This window comes from Marinobacter daepoensis DSM 16072 (assembly GCF_000421165.1).
Lineage (GTDB): Bacteria > Pseudomonadota > Gammaproteobacteria > Pseudomonadales > Oleiphilaceae > Marinobacter > Marinobacter daepoensis.
Map to the genome: position 1 here is coordinate 49,299 of NZ_ATWI01000008.1, position 23,096 is coordinate 72,394.

Genomic DNA, 23,096 nt, shown 5'->3' on the forward strand with positions numbered 1-23,096 from the left:
CAAACGGCTGTTTGTTTGTTTTTCAGGGGTGTTTTGTAGTAAAAGAACGAAAGTTTTCGGGTTTGTCGGTTGCAAACGTGGCAGGCGCGTTTTCCGGGCGACGGTTCCGGGTGAAAAGCCGCAGGGCCGCGCGGTTGCCGACAGGAAAAATGAGAAAGCTGTTCTATGCTTGAGAGAGGTCAAGCACCCGGATCAGCCTTTCTTACAAGCTGACGTTTCTACAAGAAATACTGCATACCATCGCAGCTTATGACTTCGCACCGTTTGAGGCCGCTGATCGTGGCCGGCGTTGCACTTTTGATGCCAAGGGGAGGGTTTGATGTACCAGGATGATGATCCCATTGAAACCAGTGAATGGCTGGATGCGCTGGAATCTCTGATCGAGAACGAAGGCGTAGACCGGGCAAAATATATTCTTGAACGGCTTTCCGAGCGCGCCAGTCGCGACGGCACTGAGCTGCCGTACTCCATCACCACGCCGTTCCGCAACACAATACCGGTCACTCAGGAATCCCGGATGCCGGGCGACCTGTTCATGGAGCGTCGCATCCGCTCGCTGATCCGCTGGAACGCCATGGCCATGGTTGTGCGGGCAAATAAACGCCCGGGAGATCTGGGGGGGCATATTTCGACCTTCTCATCAGCAGCCACTTTGTATGATGTGGGCTTCAACTATTTCTTTCACGGTGGTGGTGAAGAGCGGGCTTCGGATCTGGTGTATTTCCAGGGTCACGCGTCGCCGGGGATTTATGCGCGCTCCTTTCTGGAAGGACGTTTTAGCGAAGAGCAGCTGGACAAGTACCGCGAAGAAGTTGACGGTGAAGGTTTGTCCTCCTATCCGCACCCCTGGTTGATGCCGGATTACTGGCAGTTTCCAACCGTTTCCATGGGTCTGGGGCCAATCCAGTCCATTTATCAGGCCCACGTCATGAAGTACCTGCACAGCCGGGAACTGATCGATATGGATGGCCGTAAGGTGTGGGCGTTTGTCGGGGATGGCGAGTGTGATGAGCCGGAAACCCTGGGGTCTATCTCCAAGGCCGGCCGTGAAAAGCTGGATAACCTGATCTGGGTGGTGAACTGCAACCTGCAGCGACTGGATGGCCCGGTGCGGGGTAATGGCAAGATCGTACAGGAGCTGGAAGGGGTCTTCCGTGGTGCTGGCTGGAATGTGATCAAGGTCGTCTGGGGCCGGATGTGGGACCCACTGTTCGACAGAGACGAAGATGGCGTGATGCAACGGGCCATGGATGAACTCTGTGACGGTGAACTGCAAAACCTGACCTTTAAAGGGCCCGCCTATACCCGCAAAGAGTTCTTCGGCAAACACCCGGAGCTGGCCAAGCTGGCGGACAACCTGTCGGATGAAGATATCAGCAAACTCAACCGCGGAGGTCACGATCCGTACAAGGTGTACGCGGCGTATCACAAGGCGGCGAATCAGGCCAATGGCAAGCCGACGGTGATCCTGGCTCATACCATCAAAGGGTATGGTTTCGGGGCGGCAGGCGAAGCCCAGAACACCGCGCATTCCCTGAAGAAACTGGATATCGATACTCTGAAGGCTTTCCGGGACCGTTTCGGTGTGCCCCTGAAAGACGAAGAGCTTGAAGAGGTACCGTACTACCGGCCGGCCCCCGACAGCCCGGAGCTGGTGTACATGAAGAAGCGCCGGCAGGAGCTGGGTGGCTTCTACCCCAAGCGCAATAAGGATTGCCAGCCGCTGCAGATTCCTGAGCTGGATATTTTCAAGCAGGTGCTGGAAGGCTCCGACGGTCGTGCGATATCCACCACGATGGCATTTGTCCGCATTCTGAGTGCGCTGGTAAAAGACAAGCGCATTGGAAAACGCGTGGTGCCGATTGTCCCGGATGAAGCCCGTACGTTCGGGATGGAAGGCATGTTCCGTCAGTTGGGGATCTACACCGCCGAGGGGCAAAAGTACGTTCCCCAGGACCGTGACCAGATCATGTACTACCGGGAGGACAAAAAAGGGCAGATCCTTCAGGAAGGCATCAATGAAGCCGGTGCCATGTCGACCTGGATGGCGGCCGCAACCTCCTACAGCAGCAACAGCTTCCCGCTGATTCCGTTCTATGTGTTCTACTCCATGTTCGGTTTCCAGCGCGTTGGCGATCTGGCCTGGGCCTCTGGTGACATGCAGGCGCGGGGCTTCCTGATTGGCGGGACTGCCGGGCGCACCACCCTGAATGGGGAAGGTTTGCAGCATCAGGACGGGCACAGCCACATTCTCGCCAACACCATTCCGAACTGTAAGGCTTACGACCCGGCCTACGGGTATGAGATGGCGGTGGTGATTCGTCAGGGTATGAAAGAGATGTTCGAAGACAATCAGAACGTCTTCTACTACCTGACGATTGAGAACGAAAATTACGAGCAGCCAGCGATGCCGAAAGACTGTGAGGACGGCATCATCAAGGGGATGTACAAGTTTGAATCGGTGGAAACCAAAGGCCGGAAGAAGAGCCCGCGGGTTCAGCTGCTCGGGTCTGGTGCCATCATGAATGAAGTCCGGGCGGCCGCTCAGATGCTGAAGGAAGACTGGGAGGTGGCGTCTGATGTCTGGAGTGTGACCAGCTTCAACGAACTGGCCCGCGATGGTCAGCATGTGGAGCGCTGGAATCACCTGCATCCGGATGACAAGCCGCGCAAAGCCCATGTTACGCAGTGCCTGGAGAAGGCTCAGGGGCCGGTCGTGTCGTCTACGGATTACATCAAGCTGCATTCCGAGCAGTTGCGGGCCTTCATTCCGAAGACCTTCATGACGCTGGGCACCGATGGTTTTGGCCGCAGTGACACCCGTGAGAAGCTTCGGAACTTCTTCGAGGTTGATCGCTATTACGTGGTTGTGACGGCCCTGGCGGCTCTGGCTCAGGATGGTGAGATCAAGCAGGAGCAGGTTCTCGAAGCTATGCGCAAGTACGGAATCGATCGCAACAAACCGAACCCGGTGCTGAGCTAAGGAGACCGCTATGAGTGAACAGGAAATCAAGGTTCCCGATCTCGGCGGCGCTGATGAAGTCGAGGTCATTGAAATCATCGTCAGTGAAGGCGATTCGGTTGAAGAAGAAGATCCGATTCTGACGGTAGAATCGGACAAAGCCTCGGTAGAGCTGCCGGCCTCAACCGCTGGCAAGATCACCAGAATCACCGTGAAGGTGGGTGACAAGGTGAAAGAGGGCGACGTGATCGGCCTGCTGGTCGCCAGTGATGGCGCTGGTGGTTCGGGAGATGCCGGGGATGACGAGCCGGCGGAAAAGGATGGAGAAAAAGCAGACGAGCAATCTGAAGCAGCTCCGGAAGACGCCCCGCCCGCCCCGAAGAAGAAAAAGTCTGGTGGCGCTCGCACTGAGGTGGTGAAGGTGCCGTCGCTGGATGGTTTTGATGATGTGCCGGTGATTGAAATCAACGTGTCTGAAGGCGATTCCGTGGGCGAGGAAGATCCTCTGGTAACGGTGGAGTCGGATAAGGCCACTATGGAAATTCCGTCACCCTTCGCCGGCAAAATCGGCAAGATTCTGGTGAAGGAGGGCGACAAGCTTTCTGAAGGTTCTGATCTGCTGGAAATGACCATCGAAGACGACGGTGACGATGAGGAAGGCTCCGTAGATTCCAGTGACAGCGCCCGGGCAGAGAGCCCGGAAAGCAAGCCGGCGCCAAAAGAGCGCAAGCAGGAATCAGCACCTCAGCCACAAGGTTCAACCTACGAGCCGCCGTCACCGGGCACCAAGGTGCACGCCGGTCCGGCGGTGAGAAAGCTGGCCCGGGAGTTGGGGGCGGATCTCACCCGGGTGAAGGGCTCCGGGCCGAAGGGGCGGATCATTAAGGATGATGTGCACGCCTACGTGAAGAGCCAGCTGCAACAGGCCCAGCAGGGCGCGGGTGTGGCGACGGGGTCCGGTATTCCGGGCGTGAAGCTGCCGGACTTCAGCCAGTTTGGTGAAGTCGAGCGCGAAGGTATGTCCCGCATGATGGCGGCCACCGCCGCCAACATGCAGCGGAGCTGGCTGAACGTGCCCCACGTGACCCAGTTTGACGATGCCGACATCACTGAAATGGAGGACTTCCGTAAGGCCCAGAAAGCGGCCGGCGAAAAACGTGGGGTGAAAATGACTCCGCTGCCGTTCCTGCTCAAGGCCTGTGCCGCCGCGTTGGCGGAACTGCCCCAGTTCAACGTGTCTCTGGACATGGAACGCAAAGAGGTGGTGCGCAAGAAGTACATCCACATCGGTATTGCCGTTGATACTCCGCACGGGCTGATGGTGCCGGTGATCCGTGACGTCGACCAGAAGGGGTTGTGGGAGCTGGCGGCTGAGAGTGCCGAGCTGGCTCAGAAAGCGAGGGACAAGAAGCTGAAGCCGGCAGAAATGCAGGGCGCCTGCTTTACCATCACCAGCCTGGGGGGGATTGGCGGGACTGCCTTCACGCCGATCGTGAACACCCCGGAAGTTGCCATACTGGGGGTGTCCAAAGCGGCCATGAAGCCGGTGTGGGATGGCAAGGCGTTCCAGCCTCGGCTGATGCTGCCGCTGTCATTGTCTTACGACCATCGTGCGGTGAACGGTGCCGACGCGGCTCGTTTTACCAACCTGCTGACGCAGCTTCTGGGGGATATCCGAACCTTGTTGCTGTAAGGCTTGCTGGCGTGCCTGGTTGACCGGGCTGATGAAAAAAAGGGCTACCTGTACAGGTAGCCCTTTTGGTTTGGAGGATTAGTTCGCGAAGAACATGGAGTCGAAGTAGTTATGGAGTGCTTGCATGGCCGACACTTCGGCCGGTTGGGTCAGTTCAAACAACAGGTTCTGATCTTTGGCGCGTTTCATGGCGTTACCTCTCAGGGTTGCAGCGGTGATTGCGAGTTCTGTTTCGCAGGTACCAACGGGTACCTAGCATGAGGTGTGCCAACCACTGGGAGGCGCCGCCTCTGTGCTGGAATGGAGGTCTCCGGGCTGGGCCGGTGGCAGAGTGAGGGGGCGGTGTGAGCAGACATGGTGCCCATGCACCAGTCTGGAACGAAAAACCCCGGCCGGAGCCGGGGTAATTCTGAGTTAACGCCTGACAGGAAGGGTCAGAAGTTGTACTGCGCCGCAAACAGGATGCGGTTGGCATTACCATCCGTGCCATCGACGTTTTCACGCTTCAGGAACTGATACTCAACGCCCATCATGACGTTCTTGAGCGGTGTCCACTTGTAGTTGGCCATGACGGCCTGGTTGCTTTCGCTTTGATTAGCGACCGCAATGCCATCATCTTCCGCATCATCCCAGTCGACTTCGACCAGACCGTAACCAATGTTGATGCTGCGGCCATTGCCCAGGTTGAAGCCGGCGCCGATAGAGCCGCCGTAGCCGGAGATGGTTTCTACATCGCCGCTGCTATCCACATAAGCGCTGTCGGCACCGAAGTTATCACCGGAACGGTACAGGTAGCTGTTCGCCCCGTCGGTGTAGGAGAGGGTGCCCTGAATGGTGATCATGTCGGTCAGCGCCATCTTGGCGGCAACAAAAGTCGCAAAGCCGAACGCGCTTTCGTCGTCACTGCCATCGTCATAGCCTACCTGGTGTGCCAGAACGGCGGCGGAGTAGCTCATGCCACCGGCAGAGTCCTCAAGGCGGGCGGTAATCGCCGGCATGCTGTCTTTTGTATCGCTGTTGTTCACGATGCCGTTATTCGGCTCTTCCAGCGAGAACGACAGGGCGCCGGTGGTGTAGCGAGCCTGCGCAACCCGGCCCTGCAGACCGGCCAGACCAGGCAGTGAGTCGAAATCCAGAGTCGCGGTGTTGCCTACGAAACTGGTGAAGTTGGACCAGGTCTGCCCCATGAGGACACCCTTGTACTCACCGAACGCGTGGCGCAGGCGCAGGTTGCCGGGGCGGAAGTCGCCTTCTACGGTAACGTTAAGGCCTTCCGGGGAGGTGGTTTTGAAGCCCAGACGGCTCTGGACGGCATCGGCACCGAAGTGGCCCTCGGGGGCATCATCGTTTCCGGCGAGGCCATCGTAGGAGCCGGAGCGGGTGCTCAAAGACTGATCGCTGTCCACGTCGTAGGAGGCGTTCAGGCGAGCGTAGCCATAAACATTAACGTCGTAATCACCCGCGCTGAAGCTGACAGCGCCAGCCTGGCTGGCCATGCCCAGAACTGCAGCCGCCGCCGTCGCACGAATGGCCATTCTTAACTTGTTGCTTTGCATTGTTGTTGTCTCCACACATTTATTGTTGTTGGACCCACAAACAAAGTAGTTACGAATCAGTGACAATTCAAACAGATTTGATGATTATTTAGACGAATGTCTATAGGCCTTCGATTGAGGTGTGGTGGCATTCGGCGGTGTACTTTGGTCGCAGGAAAAAAGAGGACATTCAAACGCCTGGTCCTTTCTGAGCCGACCTGTAGCCAAGGTGCTGGCGCAGCAGTGCGAAGATTGTCTGTTTGTCGCCCGAAAGGTGCGGTTTGTCGGCCATTCTACAACCGGCTGTTCTTATGCCCCGAGTGGCGTATTATGGGATGGAATTCATCCAATCAGAGAGAGATCCATGAACAAAGAACCTGTCTCCCGCGAACTTTTTGACGAAGTCATGGTGCCCAACTACGCTCCCGGCAGCATTATCCCGGTGCGAGGTGAAGGCTCCCGCGTGTGGGATCAGGACGGACGTGAGTTCGTGGATCTGCAGGGCGGAATAGCGGTCACCAGTCTGGGGCATGCTCACCCGGGCCTGCTGGGCGCCCTGCAAGAGCAATCCGAGAAAATCTGGCATCTGTCGAACGTCATGACTAACGAGCCCGCGCTCCGGCTTGCCAAGACCCTGTGCGACCTGACCTTTGCTGAACGGGTTTTCTTCGCCAATTCCGGAGGCGAAGCCAACGAAGCGGCCTTCAAGCTGGCCCGTCGGTATGCCTGGGAGCACTATGGGCCGGAGAAGCACGAGATCATCTCGTTCAGGAACTCCTTCCACGGCCGTACCCTGTTTACCGTCAGTGTGGGTGGTCAGCCCAAATACCTCGAAGGCTTTGAGCCGGCCCCGGGTGGGATTCATCATGCGGAGTTCAATAACCTGGACTCTGTGAAGGCCCTGATCTCCAAAGAAAAAACCTGCGCTGTGGTGGTTGAGCCGGTTCAGGGTGAAGGCGGCGTCATGCCGGCAGACCCTGAATTCCTCACAGGGCTTCGACAGTTATGTGATGAGAACAATGCTTTGCTGGTTTTCGACGAAGTGCAAAGCGGCGTGGGGCGGACAGGTTATCTGTATGCCTACGAAATGTACGACGTGGTTCCGGACATTCTTTCCAGTGCCAAAGGGCTGGGTGGCGGGTTCCCTGTCGCGGCTATGCTTACGACGGCAAAAATTGCTGCGAGCCTGGGTGTGGGGACCCACGGCAGTACCTACGGTGGTAACGCTCTGGCCTGTGCTGTTGCACAGAAAGTGATTGATACCGTCAGCCAGCCGGACATTCTCAAGGGCGTGAAAGCCCGGTCTGACCGATTGCGTGAAGGCATGATGGACATTGGCGAGCGTTACGGGGTGTTCTCCGAAGTTCGTGGTGCTGGTCTACTCTTGGGGTGTGTTCTGACCGAACAATGGCAAGGTAGAGCCAAAGACTTTCTGAACGCGGGGCTGGATGAGGGCGTTATGGTGTTGGTGGCGGGAGCCAGTGTGGTTCGTCTGGCACCTTCGCTGATCATTCCGGAAACAGATATTGACGAGGCGTTGGCGCGATTTGAAGCGGCCGTGAAAACGTTGACGGCGTAAGTGGAGTTCAGATAACCAGGTAGGGCGGGCTTCCGGGAATTCTTGAAGCTCTGGACGGCTGGAAGCTCACCCCGCTCAGTCAGCGTTTTGCAAACTCCACTATGAGGAGCAGGCAATGTGGCGAGTCAGACCGGCCAAACTGGATGATCTGCAACCGATTCTGAACATTGGCGAGAACCGGTTGTCCTCGACTCTGCCCAAGACCCGGGATGCCCTGGCCAGGAAAATCGAGCAGGCCTGGGCATCTCTGAATCCTGTCCAGACAAGTCAGTCTCCGCGTCGGTTCCTGTTCGTACTTGAAAATACCGATACCGGTGAAATTGCCGGCACGGCCGGCATCGACAGCCGGGCCGGTAATGGTCAGCCGTTCTACAATTACCGTCGCGATCATCTGGTTCACGCCTCACATGAGCTGAACATTTCCCGCCGTGTCGAAATGCTCTTCCCCAGTCATGCCCTGACTGACCTGACGTTGTTGTGTTCGTTTACCCTGAAACAGGAACTCCGCAACACGGAGGTGTTTGAACTGCTCTCCCGGGCTCGGATGATGTTCATTGCCGGCCACCGGGAGTGGTTCACTAGCCGCACCGTGGTGGAGATCCAGGGGGTACAGCAGGAGCATGGCGGTGTGCCGTTCTGGGACAGCCTGGGGCGACATTTTTTTAATATGGATTTTGAAACGGCGGATCAGTACTCCGGGCAGCTCAGTAAAACCTTTATTGCCGAACTCATGCCGCCCAACCCGGTGTACGTGACGTTGCTGAGCGACGCAGCTCAGGCTGCTCTGGGGCAGCCTCATCCACTGACGGCCCCCAATTATGACCTGCTCCAGCGCGAAGGTTTCCTGCCCGGATGCTATGTCGATATCTTTGATGGCGGGCCGGTGATGGAAGCTCGAACCGACACCCTGAAAACCCTGGTGACCAGCCAGACCAAAGCTCTGCATGGCAGTCATCAGGAAGAGGGCGACACCTGCCTGATCAGTGCGGGGGAGGGGGTGGAGTTTCGTTGTCTGTTAACCCCGGTTGCCGAGACACTGGCCGATGATGTGAAAGTGCCTGTGGGTACCTGGCGTGGCCTCGAAAAGACAGCCGGTGACCGGGTGAGGATTTCTCCGCTATGAGTATGCCGAAACAGGGGAGGGCGTAACATGCTGGTCATTCGTCCGCTTCAGAACGACGATCTGGGTGATCTTTATGCGATGGCCCAGAAGGCGGGTAAGGGGCTAACGACGTTACCGGCAGACCGTGAGCTGCTCCAGCGCAAAATTGACCGTGCCCGTGAATCGTTCAGCCAGCGTTGCGCGCCGGAGGCTGCCCTGTATCTGTTTGCTCTGGAAGATCTTGATGCCGGTAAAACCGTGGGTATCAGTGGGGTTGATGCCAGGGTCGGGCTCGACGAGGTCTTCTATAATTACCGGTTGAGTGTGACGGTGAATGCCTCCCGGGAACTGGGGGTGCATGTGCGTACCCCGACCCTTAATCTCTCCAATGACATGACGGACACCACAGAGATCTGCTCTCTGCTGTTGTCTGACGAGTATCAGGGCGGGGGCAATGGCCTGCTGCTGTCCCGTTGCCGGTTCATGTTCCTGGATGATTTTCGGAAATGGTTCTCTGAGAAAGTATTTGCTGAAATGCGGGGAGTGTCAGACACCAGTGGGCGTAGCCCCCTGTGGGACAGCCTTGGCAGCAAATTCTTTGATATGGAGTTCAGCCAGGCGGATCGGCTGTCCGGCTTAGGCAACAAATCGTTCATTGCTGAGCTGATGCCCAAGTATCCGATCTACCTTCCCATGTTGCCCGATGAGGCCCGGGCCGTGATCGGCAGGGTGCACGACAACACCCGGCCGGCCCTGAAGATGCTTCAGGCAGAAGGATTCAACTTCAATGGCATGGTAGATATCTTTGATGGAGGGCCGGTCGTGGAAGCCTTTGTTCATAATATCCGCACTGTTAGGGAAGCTGAGAATCGTCAGGTATTGGTGGTTGATCACGCCATGGCTCCCGACGCGCCGCCAGACCAGCGGGCCATGATCTCGAACCGGTCGTTCAGGGACTTTCGGGTAACCACCATTCCCATGACCTGCATCGGGCCTGATACGGTGAACCTGCCCGGCGAAGTGGCTGATGCCATACGGGTTGAGTCGGGAGACCAGGTGCGGGTGGTTCCCCTGAAAGACGGTGGGCTGCTGCCCGTAGCGCCCCTGAAGGGCGTGTAACGATGAACACGGCGTTCAGGGGCTGATATTCGACTGGCAAAGTCTGCAGGGCGAGAACTGAGGTGCCGGATAGGGCCAGACAATTCTGAACCGGGAGGTGGTAAACAATGGAAAATCTGACAGGGAATCTGTACATAGACGGGCTTTGGTTACAGGGTCATGGCGCGCCTTTTGAGTCGCTGCAGCCAGTGACGGGTAGCACCGTCTGGGATGGGAATGCCGCTTGCCTTGAAGATGTGGATGCTGCAGTTCGGGAAGCCCGAAAGGCGTTTCCGGCCTGGCGGCGAAAAAGCCTCGCTGAGCGACAGGCGATCGTCGAGGCGTTTGGCGAGCTTCTGGAAGCCAACAAAGAAGATCTGGCGCATCAGATCGGTCTGGAAACCGGTAAGCCGTTGTGGGAGTCCCGCACGGAAGTTGCGGCAATGATGGGCAAGATCCCCATTTCCATCAAAGCCTATCATGAGCGCACTGGCCATACGGAATCCGACGTGGCGGGCGGGCATGCGGTATTGCGCCACCGTCCCCACGGCGTAGTGGCTGTTTTCGGGCCCTATAATTTCCCCGGACACCTGCCAAACGGCCACATTGTGCCGGCTTTGCTGGCGGGGAATACGGTGGTGTTCAAGCCCAGCGAGCTGACCCCGGGTGTTGCGGAGCTGACGGTCAGGCTCTGGGTGAAGGCTGGCTTACCGGATGGCGTGATCAATCTGGTTCAGGGTGGTTCCGATACCGGAAAATGTCTGGCCAGGCACCCACTGCTTGATGGTCTGTTTTTTACCGGAAGCTCGACCGTTGGCCAGTTGTTGCATGAGCAGTTTGGTGGGCAGCCCGAGAAAATCCTGGCGCTTGAGATGGGGGGTAATAACCCACTGATTGTTCAGAATATTTCAGATATGGATGGCGCCGTGCACCATACGCTGCAGTCGGCGTTCCTGTCGGCGGGTCAGCGTTGTACCTGTGCCCGTCGGCTGCTTGTGCCGAAAGGCACAAAGGGCGATGCCTTTGTTGACCGGCTGGTGGCCGTAGCCGGGCGTATCACTGTGGGCGAGTTCGATGCCGACCCGCAACCGTTCATGGGGTCGGTTATTTCGCCGCAGGCCGCAGAGCAGATGCTGTCAGCTCAGAGTGCAATGGTGGAAGCGGGCGCAAAGATTCTGCTGGAAATGAAGCAGACCAAACCGGGCACGGGGCTGTTGTCCCCCGGGATTGTTGATGCCACGGACGTGTCTCTGGAGGATCAGGAGTATTTCGGACCCTTGCTGACGGTGTATCGCTACAAAAGTTTTGATGAGGCGCTTGAGTTAGCCAACAACACGCGTTTTGGGTTGTCGGCGGGCATCCTCACAGACGATCGACGGTTGTACAACCGCCTGGTTGAGGAGGTGAGGGCAGGTATCGTCAACTGGAACCGGCCCCTGACCGGAGCCAGCAGCGCCGCTCCGTTTGGTGGGGTGGGAGCCAGCGGAAACCATCGTGCGAGCGCCTGGTATGCGGCGGATTACTGTGCCTGGCCCATGGCCTCACTGGAAGCCGCCAAGAGCGAGTTGCCGGAAAGCCTCGCCCCAGGCCTGAATTTCGACCGACAGGAATAACAGTTATGGTGAAACGTGCGGTAGAAGCGAACTTTGATGGCCTGGTTGGCCCGACCCATAACTACGCAGGTTTGTCCTGGGGCAATGTGGCGTCCAGATCCAACGTCAATTCGGTGGCCAACCCAAGGGAGGCGGCCCTCCAGGGGCTGGCCAAGATGAAGCGGTTGGCCGACCGTGGCTACGTTCAGGGAGTACTGCCACCCCATGAGCGCCCTCATCTGCCCACTCTCAGGGCATTGGGGTTTACCGGGAATGAAGGCCAGGTGCTGAGCGCTGTGGCCCGAACCGATCCGGCTCTTCTGGCGGCGGTGTCATCGGCCTCGGCAATGTGGACGGCGAATGCGGCCACCGTCTCTCCGAGTGCGGACACGGCCGACCAGCGGGTGCACCTAACGCCTGCCAATCTCAGCGCCAAGTTTCACCGCTCCATTGAACATCGGGTAACCGGTCGGGCACTGAAGGCGATTTTCAGTGACGAGCGCTATTTCGCTCATCACTCTGCGCTGCCGTCGGTCAGCCAGTTTGGTGATGAAGGCGCAGCCAACCATACGCGCTTGTGTGGTGACTACGGCGCCTCCGGGGTCGAGCTGTTCGTCTATGGCCAGGAAGCTTTCAACGACGCGGCGCCTGCACCGGTCAGGTTTCCTGCCCGGCAGACTCTGGAAGCCTCCCGGGCGATTGCCCGTCTCCACGGCCTGACCGATCGCCACGCGGTGTTTGCTCAGCAGAATCCGGCGGCGATTGACGCCGGTGTGTTTCACAATGATGTGATTGCCGTTGGAAATGGCAACTGCCTGTTTTATCACGAGCAGGCGTTTCTGCATGAAGCGCAGGTGCTGACGGATCTGCGGGAGCGTTTGACCGGGGTGGAACTGGCGGCTGTGCGAGTGTCCTCCGATCAGGTCCCCATTGCCGATGCCGTCTCTTCCTACTTATTCAACAGCCAGTTGCTGGCCAGTGCCGATGGGATGTTGCTGGCCGTTCCGGGTGAGTGCCGGGAAGTGGCGTCGGTCAGCCGTTATCTGGATACGCTGGTGCAAAGCGGAGGCCCGATAACGGCGGTGGAGGTGTTCGATGTCAAGCAGTCCATGCGCAATGGCGGCGGCCCGGCATGCCTGCGCTTGCGCGTGGTGCTGAATGAGGACGAGCTCCGGGCCATTAACCAGAACGTAATTCTGACGGATGCCTTGTATGAGCGCCTGACGGTCTGGGTCAAGGCTCATTATCGGGACGCTATGAGCCAGCAAGACCTTGCTGACCCGATGTTGCTTGACGAGGTACGCAAGGCGCTGGATGAACTGACCGCCATTCTTGGTCTGGGAAGCATCTACGATTTTCAGATGTGAGCCTGAGCGCTTCTGCCTCTCCGAGCGTTCAGTCCCTGGAGATGGAGCGTGTCAGCATTTCCATGGAATGACGGATGAGTGTTTCGGAGGGAAACTCCGGGTTTTGTGACGATTCCGCCTGGCACAGCATGATCACCCCGTGCAAGGCACCTCTCAGATAAAGCGCGGTCTGCGCCGGTGAGCAGATGCGCTCGGAGCTGATGGTGCCGTCTTCCAGGCCCTGGTGCAGGGCCGCCTCCATCAGGACCATCAGTTCGTTTTTGGAACAAAGCATCTCTCTGGCCTGGTCTTCTTCTGCATCGGCAATAGCGGTGGAGGCTTTGGTCAGTGCGGTGAAGTAGTCCGGAGCCTCCACGTAAAATCGGTAGTAAGCCTCTCCCATGGCCCGGATTTTCCCCAGCCCGCTGTCGGTGGCCTTCATGGCTTCTTCAAAGCGAGTCACCAGATCCTGCCCCGCCCGGAGCATGATGCCTCGCTGGATGGCGGATTTGTCCTTGAAATAGACGTACAGCAAAGCCCGGCTCAGGCTTGCGGTTCGCGCAATGTCGTCCATGGAGGTTCGTTCATAGCCCTTTTCAGAGAACGCCAGTTCAGCGGCATCCAGAATGGCATCGTACCTGGCCTGTTTTTCCCGTTCCCGTCGTGACTTCAGCGGTTCATTCATGGTGATCCCGAGGTTGCCGGCTTTCGCAGCATGATAACTGAAAAGGGATAAGAGCTGATTATTGACAATTTGTCAAAGAATGACATTATGTCGAAAATGATCTCCAACCTCCGAAGGACCGGGGGCAATGAATCTGTTCAGGGAAAAGGGCTGGAACAACATGTCTTTCATTTCTCGTAGTTTTCCGTTTTGGACGGCGGGCCTTCTGGTGCTCGCCTTCTCAATGTCTGGTTGCCGTGGTGGTGGCGAGTCGACTGTTGAAACGCTGGTCTCTGTACGCGCGACGGAGGTAACGGGGGGGCAGATGGAGGAAATTCCTCTGCGTTTCTCCGGCATTGTGCGGGCGGCACAGCGGGCAACGCTGACGTTCCAGGTCAGTGGTACGCTGAAAGAGCGTCCGGTCGAACTGGGGCAAATGGTAACGCCCGGTGATGCGCTGGCGCGCCTGTATAACCCGGCACTGGAGCCTGCGCGTGATTCTGCGGCAGCCCGTCTGGATGAACTCAAAACCCAGTTTGACCAGGCGCAGCGCGAATGGGAGCGCTCCAGCCGTCTGCACAAGCGTGGCGTGGTCTCTGAACAGACCCTCGAGCAGATTGCGGCTCGCCGGGACGGCCTCCGAGCCAGTATGGCTACGGCTGAGGCATCGCTGGCCGAGGCATCTCGTCTGCTTGAGGAAAGTGTATTGAGGGCACCGTTTGCCGGGCAGGTGGAAGCGCTGCTGGTGGAGCGAGACGAGTTTGTTGCCGCTGGCCAGCCAGTGATGCGCCTGTCCTCGCCGCTGGGGCGGGAAGTCGAAGTGCGTGTGCCGGCACACTTGCTTGATTTTGTGAACGTGGGGCAGGGATTGCCGGTGTGGCTGGTGCAGGACCGCAAGCGTGAGCCGGTGACGGGCACCGTGGTGGAAATCGCTCAGGGCAGCTCGATTCGGGGGGAGCTGCACCCGGTGCTGGTCAGTTTGCCTCCGAATTCTCTGGCGTCTGGCCAACCTGTTGAAGTCGGGATTGCACCCGTGCGGGAATCCGCTATCACGGTGCCTTTGCTGGCGGTGGTTCGCGATAGTACGGGAACCAGTGTATTCCGGATCGACGCCGGTGTTGCCCGCCGGGTGCCGGTGGTGGTTGATCGGGTGATCGGTGAGCGAGTCATGCTCGACCCAGGGTCGCTGAAACCGGGGGACCGGGTGGTGTACGCCGGCATGACCCGCCTGGTCGACGGTGACCGGGTGGAGGTGCGCTGATGGGCCGGCGGCTTCTGAACTATCAGCGCCTGCTGGGCATGGTCGTGACCATGCTGTGTTTATTGGGTGTCGCGGCGTACAGCACCATGCCGAGGCAGGAAGACCCGAGCTTTCCCTATCGGGCGGGCATGATCACGGTCAGTTACCCCGGGGCCAGCGCGGAAGCCGTTGAGCGTTTGGTGCTGCAGCCTCTGACGGACGAACTCCGGCAGGTGGAGGAACTTGACTGGAGCCAGAGTACCGCGAGAACCGGTGTGGCCCTGGCCAGGCTGAAGCTCCGAGATCACATCTACGATACCGATTCTGCCTGGGATCGGGTGCGGCAGGCCATGGAGCGCGCCCGTCAGGATTTCCCGGACGATGTCGGGTTGATGGAGCTGGATGACCGGCTGATCGATATTCCGGCGGTGGTTTTGGCGGTGGGGGGCTCTCCTTCAGTAACCCGGCTGTCGGAAGTGGCCGAGCGCCTGAAGCAAAATCTGTCGGATATCTCCGGGATCTCCCGGATCGAGCTGGAAGGCGACGCCGACGAGCAGATCACTCTGGCCCTGGATGATGCCGCTCTTTACCGGTTGGGGGTGTCCCCCAAGCGTATACTGGAAACTCTGGCTCGCCGTAATCAGACCATCCCGGGTGGTTTTGTGGTGGTGGAAGGCAAGCGCTTGTCGGTATTACCCAATACCGAGTTCACGGACATCGACGCTATTCGGGCCACTCCGATTGAATTGCCCGATGGCTCGCAGGTGCCGCTGGCCGCGGCTGCTGAAGTCTGGCGGGGGCCGGCAGAGCCCCGGCAGCCCGAAACCTGGTTCAATGGTGAGCGGGTGGTTCTGCTTTCGATCATCATGGAAGAGGGCTCAACCGACGCCATCCGCTTTGGTGAACGGATCCGGGAGCGGTTGGGGCAGATTCGGGCTGATTTTGCGCCCTATGACATACAGGAAATGTTTTTCCAGCCAGACAAGGTCTCTGACCGTTTGGATGATCTGGCCTGGAGCCTGGTACTGTCGGTACTGATTATTGTGGCGGTGGTGTTCACCGGCATGGGGATCCGGATGGGGCTTCTGGTTGCTTCCATTCTGCCGATGGTGGCGCTGATCAGTGTGGGATTGTATGACCTCGGAGGCGGGGTGTTGCATCAGATCGCGGTCATTGGGATGGTGATCTCTCTCGGGATTCTGATCGATAACGCCATTGTGATTGTGGAAAACATTCAGGGGCACCTTGATGAAGGTATGCGCCGTATGGATGCCCTGCGCAAGGCTGTCGGTGAGCTGGCGGGACCGCTCGGCGCATCTACCGGGACGACCCTGGCTGCGTTTGCTCCGCTCCTGATGGCGAAAGGCGGGGCGGCGGACTTCACCCGTGGGGTGCCGGTGATGATCATGCTGACACTCTCGGTGAGCTACCTGCTGGCGATTTCCGCGGTGCCGCTGCTGGCGGCGCGGTTTCTGAAGCCTCGTCGAGATGCCCATGAGGACCGGCTTATCGGGCTGGCGCGCTATTTGGGTGGGCTGGTATATCGTTACCCCGGGCGAATTATCGTTTTCGGGATGGTGCTGGTATCGATCAGCCTGGGGATGACCCCGTTCATGGCGCAGCAGTTTTTTCCCAATGCGGACCGGCCAAGAGTCATTGTTGAAATGTACCTTCCGGAAGGGACGGACCAGAGCCACACCTCTGAGGTTGCCGCGACGTTGGAGCGCGCGATAAGAAGCCGTCCTGAGGCACTGGAGGTCCATCGGTTTGTCGGATTTACCGGCCCGTCTTTCTACTACAACCTGCAGCGCTCTCCTCAGGCTCCGAACCGGGCGCGGCTGGTGGTTCGTACCCCAACACTTGCCGACACCACCGGGCTGGTGAAGTGGATTCGGCGCGAAGTGGCCCAGACCATGCCGGAACTGGATATATCGGCCGGCATTCTGGGGCAGGGGCCGCCAAGGTCAGCCCCGGTTGAAGTCCGGGTGTTTCATCCGAACGACACGATACGGGCGCTGGCAACGGAGCAAGTCTTTGCGGTTCTGCGCGGGGTTGAGGGAACGGTGGATGTCCGCCACGATCTGGATATTGGGGTGCCGAGTATCTCCATCAACGTGGATGACGCCACCGCCGCACGTTACGGGCTGACCCGCGCAGACGTTGCCCAGAGCCTTTATGGACAAAGCTACGGTGCCGTTGCAGAACGTTATCGCCAGGAAGATGACCCCATCCCTATTGTGCTGCGTTCACGGGAAGGTACCTCATTGTCCCTGTCTCGCCTGTTATCTGTGAACACCTACAACGATCAGGGAGCGGCTATTCCTCTGTCTGCGGTCGCGACGGTGGAGACCACCTGGGAGCCTGCTGCCCGCAATTTGCGCAACGGCGTGCGGGTCAATACGGTCAGCGCTAACCTTGAGCCGGGGTACAGCTTCAGTCAGGCGCTGGATGGGCTGTATGCCAGCCTGGAGACGAATCCTCTGCCCGAGGGGGTCCGGCTGGACATGGGGGGCGATGCTGAAGGGTCGGATCGAGCCAACTCAGCCTTGTTGACGGCGGCGCCCATTGGCATGCTGCTGTTGTTGTTCTTCCTGCTGCTGCAGTTCAACTCGTTTCGCCGTGTCGGCATTATCCTGCTGACCGTGCCCCTGGCGACCGTGGGTATCTTCCCCGGCCTGGTGCTTTCCGGATCGCCCTTCGGCTTTCAGTCGCTATTGGGGGTGATCGCGTTGGTGGGGATTGTGGTAAATAATGCGATCGTGCTGCTGGATGTTATGGACCGGGAACTGGAGCGGGGACGTGCCATTGCAGATGCCGTACGCACGGCGGTGGAACGCAGAACCCGCCCGATTCTCCTGACCACGGCGACCACGGTAGCGGGTTTGCTGCCGCTGGCGTTCTCCAGCTCGACGCTGTGGCCTCCCATGGCCTGGGCCATTATCAGTGGCTTGCTTGCCTCCACGGTGCTGACTTTGCTGGTTATCCCATCGGTCTGCACCAGGCTGATCAGGCTGCCAGTGGCCGAGCCGGAAAACGCACCCGCCTGAGGGCCAGACAGTTCAGGGCCGCCTAGCCTGGTCGGGCCCTGAACGCGCCACTGGCGCGAAGCATCAAGCCAGCCCTTTGCCCAACCGGCACGGCCCGGTTAGGAAACACGATGGCCTCTGGCGCTGTCCCGACCTGATAGCCACCCTGATCGTCTTCCCAGATCAGCGTGCCGGGTGGATACTCGGTAAAGTTTGCCACATCGTCCGGTACGTGAAAGTGGAAAGAGGGCCCGGTATTCAGCACCTCATGCACCACTTCAAACATGGTCAGGTGATCAAATGGAGGGTGAACCCCGGGTGCCGGCTCCCCACGGAACCTCCGACGCAATGCCCGTTCAATCCCTTGGAACCGTCGCAAGTCATTTCGGCCAAATGGCTCTACCTTGCCTAGCTCAATGGTAAAGCTTTCCGCCTTCAGCGTGCTGGCCGTAAACGACGAGAACACCGTCGAGGCCTTATGTTGAAGCAACAGCGTTTCCACCTCGGCCTCCAGCAAGAACGCACATTGCCCAGATGGCACTGACCGCCCTTCCACAAAAGGATACAGTGCAAATCGCTCCCGCTTGGAAGGCCGGATGGCGGTATGCAGGTCATAGTGGCTCAACGCCAGCTCCTGATGGGCCATGGCAAACTGCCGGCACATCTCCTCCAGGAATTGTGCCCGGCGAGCCTCGGGAAGCCCTGTGTGCTCAGTTTTGCCATGAGCACCGTTGAACAACCGGTTCATGTTTACATCCAGAAACCGCTCACCAGCGACCATCGCCGGAGGATTGCCCAACATCACCAGCAACGGGCAGGCCAGAGTCCATGCCCTGGCGAACAACTCGGACACCAGCGCGTTCAGCACCTCAATCGGTGCCGTCTCATTGCCATGCACGCCAGCAGAAATGATCAGGGCTTCGCGGTTCGGATTAACTCGCCCGGTGGGTGGTGTTAGCCAGAGAACACCGTTGCCTTTGCGAGAGACCTGGGTGCCATCGGGCAGGGAGGCCTTGGTTTCGGGCAGATCAGAGGATGCGTTGGCGAGTGTGTGGCTGAGCCAGTCTGGGTGGAAGTCAAAGAGTTGATTGGTCGCTTTCATAGACTCCCCTGAGGCGTTTGGGGTCATCTGACGGGATAGGCTTTCCGGGAATGTCGGAGGCCATGGATGGCCGGAGAGAAACGCCCAGGGATGTGCTCGTAGCGGTTCCCGGAAAGCCTATCCCGTCAGATGGCCATGCTCCCGGCGACGGGAGTAAACGTTAGCCATTAACCGGCCGCTGATGCCGCAATAGATGATTTTCCAGCTTACGGAAAGCAAACACCAGAATAAACGTCAGCACCATGTAGCACAGTGCCACAAAAATGAACGCATCGAACGGCGCATAGAACCGCGAATAGATGTTTCGTGCTGCGCCCGTCAGGTCAACAATGGTGACCACACTGGCAATCGCACTGGCGTGCAGCATGAAAATCACCTCATTGGAATAAGCCTGAACCGCCCGGCGGGCCGCACTGGGCAGAATGATTCGACGCATTCTCAGGAGCCAGTTCATCCCATAGGCTTTGGCCGCCTCAATCTCGCCATTGGGTGTTGACAGGATCGCCCCCCGGATAATCTCCGTGGTATAGGCTGCCGTATTCAGTGTGAAAGCCAGCAGGGCGGGGTAGAGTGGCTCTTTGAAGATCTCCCACCAGAACGTCTCCTGAATGCCCGGAATCTGGGCCACACCGTAGTAAATGATGTACAGCTGGATTAGCAGGGGGGTGCCCCGGAACAGGTACGTGTAGACCCAGATAGGGCCAGACACCAGCGGATTCCTCACAGTGCGAAGAATGGCCAGAGGTACAGCTACCAGAAGGCCAATCACCAGAGACAGAAACACCAGGTGTACGGTTGTTACCAGGCCGTCCCAGTATTCCATCAGCGTCATGGCTGTGAAAATATCGTTCTGGTTTAACCACTCGGCAATGAAATCAGGCATCGTTTAATTCCCCTGAACCACGCCAACATTGGCTCTACGATCAAGCCACTTGATGAACAATTCCGAGCCGGCGGTCAATGCGAGGTAGACTGCGGCCACCGGAATAAAAAAGTGGAACGGCATACGCTCGGCTTTGGCTGCTTCCTCTGCAACCCGGACCATGTCGGTCAGGCCGATAATGGACACCAGAGCAGTGGTCTTCAGCAGTACCTGCCAGTTGTTGCCGATACCGGGCAGGGCATGGCGCAGCATTTGCGGAATCATGACACGACGGAAGGTGTGCCACCGTGAGAAGCCATAGGCTTTGGCGGCCTCAATCTGGCCGACGTCCACCGCCAGAAAGGCCCCGCGAAATGTTTCCGTCATGTAGGCCCCGAAGATCAGGCCAATGGTCACCACGCCCGACATGAAAGGGTCGAACTGGAAGAAAAAGTCGATACCGCGGGTTTCCCACAGATAATCAGACAAGGCATTCACCGCGACCTGGCCACCATAATAGAACAGCAGCATCATGACGAGGTCTGGTACACCGCGAATCAGAGTGGTGTAGGTGGTCGCAATGCCCGTCAGCACCCGGTTTCCCGAGAGTTTGGCTGACGCGCCCAGCAGGCCAAGCGTGAGAGCGAGGGCCAGAGAAAAGAAGGCCAGCTCAATGGTAACCACGGCGCCTTCGGCAAGGGCTGGGCCATAGCCTTTCAGATCAAGCATGGGAATGTCCGGAAAGTGGGGGAGCAGCCCTCAGGCTGCTCCCGAAGTCGAGTCAGATCTTGATGTCGTAGTTGAAGTATTTTTTCATGATGGCGTCGTAGGTGCCATCTTCCTTCAAGGTACGCAGGGCAGCATTCACTTTCTTGGCCAGGTCAGCATCACGCTTGCGCATGGCAACACCGACGCCCTCGCCCAGTTTTACGGGCTCTCCGACTTCCTTGTAGCCGTCTTTGGACAAGACGGTCTGCTCGCCCACCGGGTAGTCTACGAACACCACATCCAGGCGTTGACCTTCCAGATCCAAAACCATGTCTTCAGCCGTGGTATAGCGTTTGATGTTGACAACGCCACCCATGTTTTCAGTGACATAGGTGTCCATGGTGGTGCCTCGCTGAACGCCGACGGTCTTATCCTTCATGGCATCCATGTCGGTCACGTCGGTGCTGAATGACTCGGGGCCAAACCAGCCGCCCGGGGTGATGTAGTACGGCTCGGAGAAGAGCACGCGCTCGGCACGCTCTGCGGTAATCGACATGGAGGACATGATCAGGTCGAACTTGCGGGCCAGCAAGCCAGGGATCATACCGTCCCAGGCCTGGATCACGAATTCACAGTTGGTTTCCAGTTTTTCGCACACGGCGGAAGCCAGTTCTACCTCGAACCCGGTCAGTTCGCCGCTGTCATCGCGATATTCAAACGGCTCGTAGGGGATGTCGAAGGCGATTCGCAGGTCTTTGGCCTGTGCCGTGCCGGTCATCAGGGCCAAGGCACAACTTGCTGCAACAATCAGTTTTTTCATGTGTCACTTCTCCAGTTTTTCGCCTCAGAGGCTTTCTGTTTTTTTATGGAAGTTTCGGGAGCGTCTCTGCAACTCCTGCGTTAACACCGGTTCAAGATAGCACCGGTGCTCAGAACTTGGGAGCAAGAAATTGTTTCATGCGTTCCGACTCGGGGTTGTCGAAGACCTTCTCCGGCGTTCCCTGTTCCTCGATGACGCCCTGATGCAAGAACAGGACCTGAGTGGAGACGTCCCGTGCAAATGCCATCTCGTGGGTGACCACGATCATGGTCCTGCCTTCCTCAGCCAGGCTCTGCATGACTTTCAGTACCTCGCCCACCAACTCCGGGTCAAGGGCGGAGGTCGGTTCATCGAACAGCATAACTTCCGGTTCCATGGCGAGCGCGCGGGCAATGGCTGCCCGCTGCTGCTGTCCACCGGACATCTGGGCGGGGTAGTAATCTTTGCGTTCGTAAATGCCCACTTTATTAAGGTAGGCCTCCGCGCGTTCGATGGCTTCTTTTCTGGGGATTTTCAGCACGTGTACCGGCGCTTCGATAATGTTCTCCAGAACCGTCATATGCGACCAGAGGTTGAAGCCCTGAAACACCATGGAGAGACGGGCGCGGATAAGTTCAACCTGACGGTTGTCGGCCGGCACCCGCTCACCTTTCCGGTTCTCTGTGAACCGGATTGGATCACCGTGCACAATAATGTCGCCGGACGTTGGGGTCTCCAGCAGGTTGATGCAGCGGAGAAAGGTACTTTTGCCGGAGCCGGAACTGCCAATCAGTGAAACCACATCCCCTTTCCGGGTTTCCAGAGAAATGCCCTTGAGGACTTCCAGCTTGTTAAAGGTCTTGTGGATATCCCTGCAGATAAGAGGCGCTGGTTCCGCCATGACTGGCTCCTGAGACTGTCATACAAAGGCGCATGTTTTACGGACTGTTGCCGTGGAAATCAATACCGCTTTGTAGGGTTTTCATGAAAGTTGCCGGAATTCAGTGATACCCGGATAACCTCTGCTCCCTGGTTTTCCAGGCTGCGCAATGAGTCCTGAACAAAGCGGACATGGGCCATGGCTGCCTTCCGTGCAGCATTGGCTCTGCCCGCCATGATGGCCTGGTAGATCTGTTTGTGCTGTTTCATGATCAACTGCCGCATTTCGGCCCGGGGGTTAAGGTTGGCAACGGACGCATGTACCGTCAACAGCATCATGTTTTTCAGGCCGTTGAGCACATGCACCAGAATCGGGTTATGGGAGGCTTCAATGATGGCCTGATGAAAGCCGTGGTCGGGTTTGGCATTGCTCATCGGGTCGGTCTCTTCCAGAGCCTGGTAAGCTTTGGTAATGCTGTGCCGGTCACCACGGGTGGCCCTCTGGGCCGCAAGTTCGGCCGCCTGGCCTTCCAGCTGTTCCCGCACTTCCAGCAGATCATAGAGTGTGCGTGGGTGGCCCGCAAACAGGTGCAGCAGCGCGCTGTTTTCTTCCAGATCATCGGTGGCCGGAACTATGCTGGCGACAAACGAGCCCCGCCCATGCTGGGTTTCGATCACACCGCGCCCCTGGAGTTCGTGCAGGGCCTCCCGGATGATGGCCCGCGAAACCCCAAGCCGGGCCGCGAGCTGGCGCTCTGACGGAATTTTCTGCCCTGGCGCCAGGCCGCCGTCGAGAATCAGGCGCTCCAGCCTGAAAGAAACTTCCTGCGATATGCCCATCTCTGTTTACCTGACTGGCCTTTTGGTCTGACCAGTTGTTGTTCGTGTGACCGGGTGTCGGGCCCGATG

17 protein-coding genes are annotated in these 23,096 nt (G+C 58.2%); 9 read left to right on the forward strand and 8 right to left on the reverse strand.

The genetic code is table 11. The annotated features are described in order from the left end of the window. Positions 1–319 precede the first annotated feature (319 nt). Both aceE and aceF read left to right on the forward strand, forming a co-directional pair. Positions 320–2,983: a pyruvate dehydrogenase (acetyl-transferring), homodimeric type gene (gene aceE, locus K325_RS0100755; RefSeq protein WP_029652337.1), complete on the forward strand. Its 2,664-nt coding sequence runs from the start codon at positions 320–322 to the stop codon at positions 2,981–2,983. 10 nt (positions 2,984–2,993) lie between these two features. Continuing rightward, entirely contained in the window at positions 2,994–4,655 is a 1,662-nt protein-coding gene (gene aceF / locus K325_RS0100760; RefSeq protein ID WP_029652338.1) for a dihydrolipoyllysine-residue acetyltransferase, read from the forward strand. Positions 4,656–5,089: 434 nt separating this feature from the next. Here aceF and K325_RS0100770 read toward each other — a convergent pair whose 3' ends face one another. Continuing rightward, a complete protein-coding gene (locus K325_RS0100770) occupies positions 5,090–6,211 on the reverse strand; it encodes a DcaP family trimeric outer membrane transporter (RefSeq protein ID WP_029652339.1) in 1,122 nt (373 codons plus the stop codon). Between the two features lie 343 nt (positions 6,212–6,554). Here K325_RS0100770 and K325_RS0100775 point away from each other — a divergent pair, with 343 nt between their 5' ends. The 5 genes from K325_RS0100775 to astB all read left to right on the forward strand — a co-directional run bounded on the left by K325_RS0100775 (position 6,555) and on the right by astB (position 12,928). Further along, entirely contained in the window at positions 6,555–7,769 is a 1,215-nt protein-coding gene (locus K325_RS0100775; protein WP_029652340.1) for an aspartate aminotransferase family protein, read from the forward strand. A 115-nt stretch (positions 7,770–7,884) separates the two neighbouring features. Then, positions 7,885–8,892, forward strand: coding sequence for an arginine N-succinyltransferase (locus K325_RS0100780; RefSeq protein WP_029652341.1), 1,008 nt, complete (start codon positions 7,885–7,887; stop codon positions 8,890–8,892). Positions 8,893–8,919: 27 nt separating this feature from the next. Continuing rightward, positions 8,920–9,990: an arginine N-succinyltransferase gene (astA, locus tag K325_RS0100785; RefSeq protein WP_029652342.1), complete on the forward strand. Its 1,071-nt coding sequence runs from the start codon at positions 8,920–8,922 to the stop codon at positions 9,988–9,990. A gap of 107 nt (positions 9,991–10,097) precedes the next feature. Next, positions 10,098–11,582, forward strand: coding sequence for a succinylglutamate-semialdehyde dehydrogenase (gene astD, locus K325_RS0100790; protein WP_029652343.1), 1,485 nt, complete (start codon positions 10,098–10,100; stop codon positions 11,580–11,582). Between the two features lie 5 nt (positions 11,583–11,587). Next, positions 11,588–12,928 carry an N-succinylarginine dihydrolase gene (gene astB / locus K325_RS0100795; RefSeq protein WP_029652344.1) on the forward strand — a complete coding sequence of 447 codons (1,341 nt, stop codon included), beginning with the start codon at positions 11,588–11,590 and terminating at the stop codon, positions 12,926–12,928. 28 nt (positions 12,929–12,956) lie between these two features. Here the strand turns inward: astB and K325_RS0100800 are convergent, their stop codons facing one another. After that, positions 12,957–13,592 carry a TetR/AcrR family transcriptional regulator gene (locus K325_RS0100800; RefSeq protein WP_029652345.1) on the reverse strand — a complete coding sequence of 212 codons (636 nt, stop codon included), beginning with the start codon at positions 13,590–13,592 and terminating at the stop codon, positions 12,957–12,959. Between the two features lie 127 nt (positions 13,593–13,719). Between K325_RS0100800 and K325_RS0100805 the strand changes: the two genes are divergently transcribed. Then, complete coding sequence (locus K325_RS0100805) at positions 13,720–14,832, forward strand: efflux RND transporter periplasmic adaptor subunit (protein ID WP_420835440.1); 1,113 nt, start codon at positions 13,720–13,722, stop codon at positions 14,830–14,832. Next, the gene (locus K325_RS0100810; RefSeq protein ID WP_029652347.1) at positions 14,832–17,858 is read left to right on the forward strand and encodes an efflux RND transporter permease subunit; all 3,027 of its coding nucleotides are present in this window, start codon (positions 14,832–14,834) and stop codon (positions 17,856–17,858) included. The genes K325_RS0100805 and K325_RS0100810 overlap by 1 nt, the downstream gene beginning before the upstream one ends. 22 nt (positions 17,859–17,880) lie before the next feature. Here K325_RS0100810 and K325_RS0100815 read toward each other — a convergent pair whose 3' ends face one another. From K325_RS0100815 to K325_RS0100840, 6 genes are all read right to left on the reverse strand, one after another. Beyond that, positions 17,881–18,939, reverse strand: a complete 1,059-nt coding sequence (locus tag K325_RS0100815; RefSeq protein WP_029652348.1) for a succinylglutamate desuccinylase — start codon at positions 18,937–18,939, stop codon at positions 17,881–17,883. Positions 18,940–19,099: 160 nt separating this feature from the next. Then, a complete protein-coding gene (locus tag K325_RS0100820) occupies positions 19,100–19,822 on the reverse strand; it encodes an ABC transporter permease (RefSeq protein ID WP_029652349.1) in 723 nt (240 codons plus the stop codon). Between the two features lie 3 nt (positions 19,823–19,825). Then, on the reverse strand, positions 19,826–20,530 hold the full coding sequence (locus K325_RS0100825) for an ABC transporter permease (RefSeq protein ID WP_029652350.1): 705 nt from the start codon (positions 20,528–20,530) through the stop codon (positions 19,826–19,828). 52 nt (positions 20,531–20,582) lie between these two features. Next, positions 20,583–21,329 carry a transporter substrate-binding domain-containing protein gene (locus K325_RS0100830; RefSeq protein ID WP_029652351.1) on the reverse strand — a complete coding sequence of 249 codons (747 nt, stop codon included), beginning with the start codon at positions 21,327–21,329 and terminating at the stop codon, positions 20,583–20,585. A 109-nt stretch (positions 21,330–21,438) separates the two neighbouring features. Continuing rightward, positions 21,439–22,209 (reverse strand): ABC transporter ATP-binding protein, encoded by a 771-nt coding sequence (locus K325_RS0100835; protein ID WP_029652352.1) that lies wholly within the window; start codon positions 22,207–22,209, stop codon positions 21,439–21,441. Positions 22,210–22,268: 59 nt separating this feature from the next. Beyond that, the gene (locus K325_RS0100840; RefSeq protein ID WP_029652353.1) at positions 22,269–23,027 is read right to left on the reverse strand and encodes an FCD domain-containing protein; all 759 of its coding nucleotides are present in this window, start codon (positions 23,025–23,027) and stop codon (positions 22,269–22,271) included. Positions 23,028–23,096 lie beyond the last annotated feature (69 nt).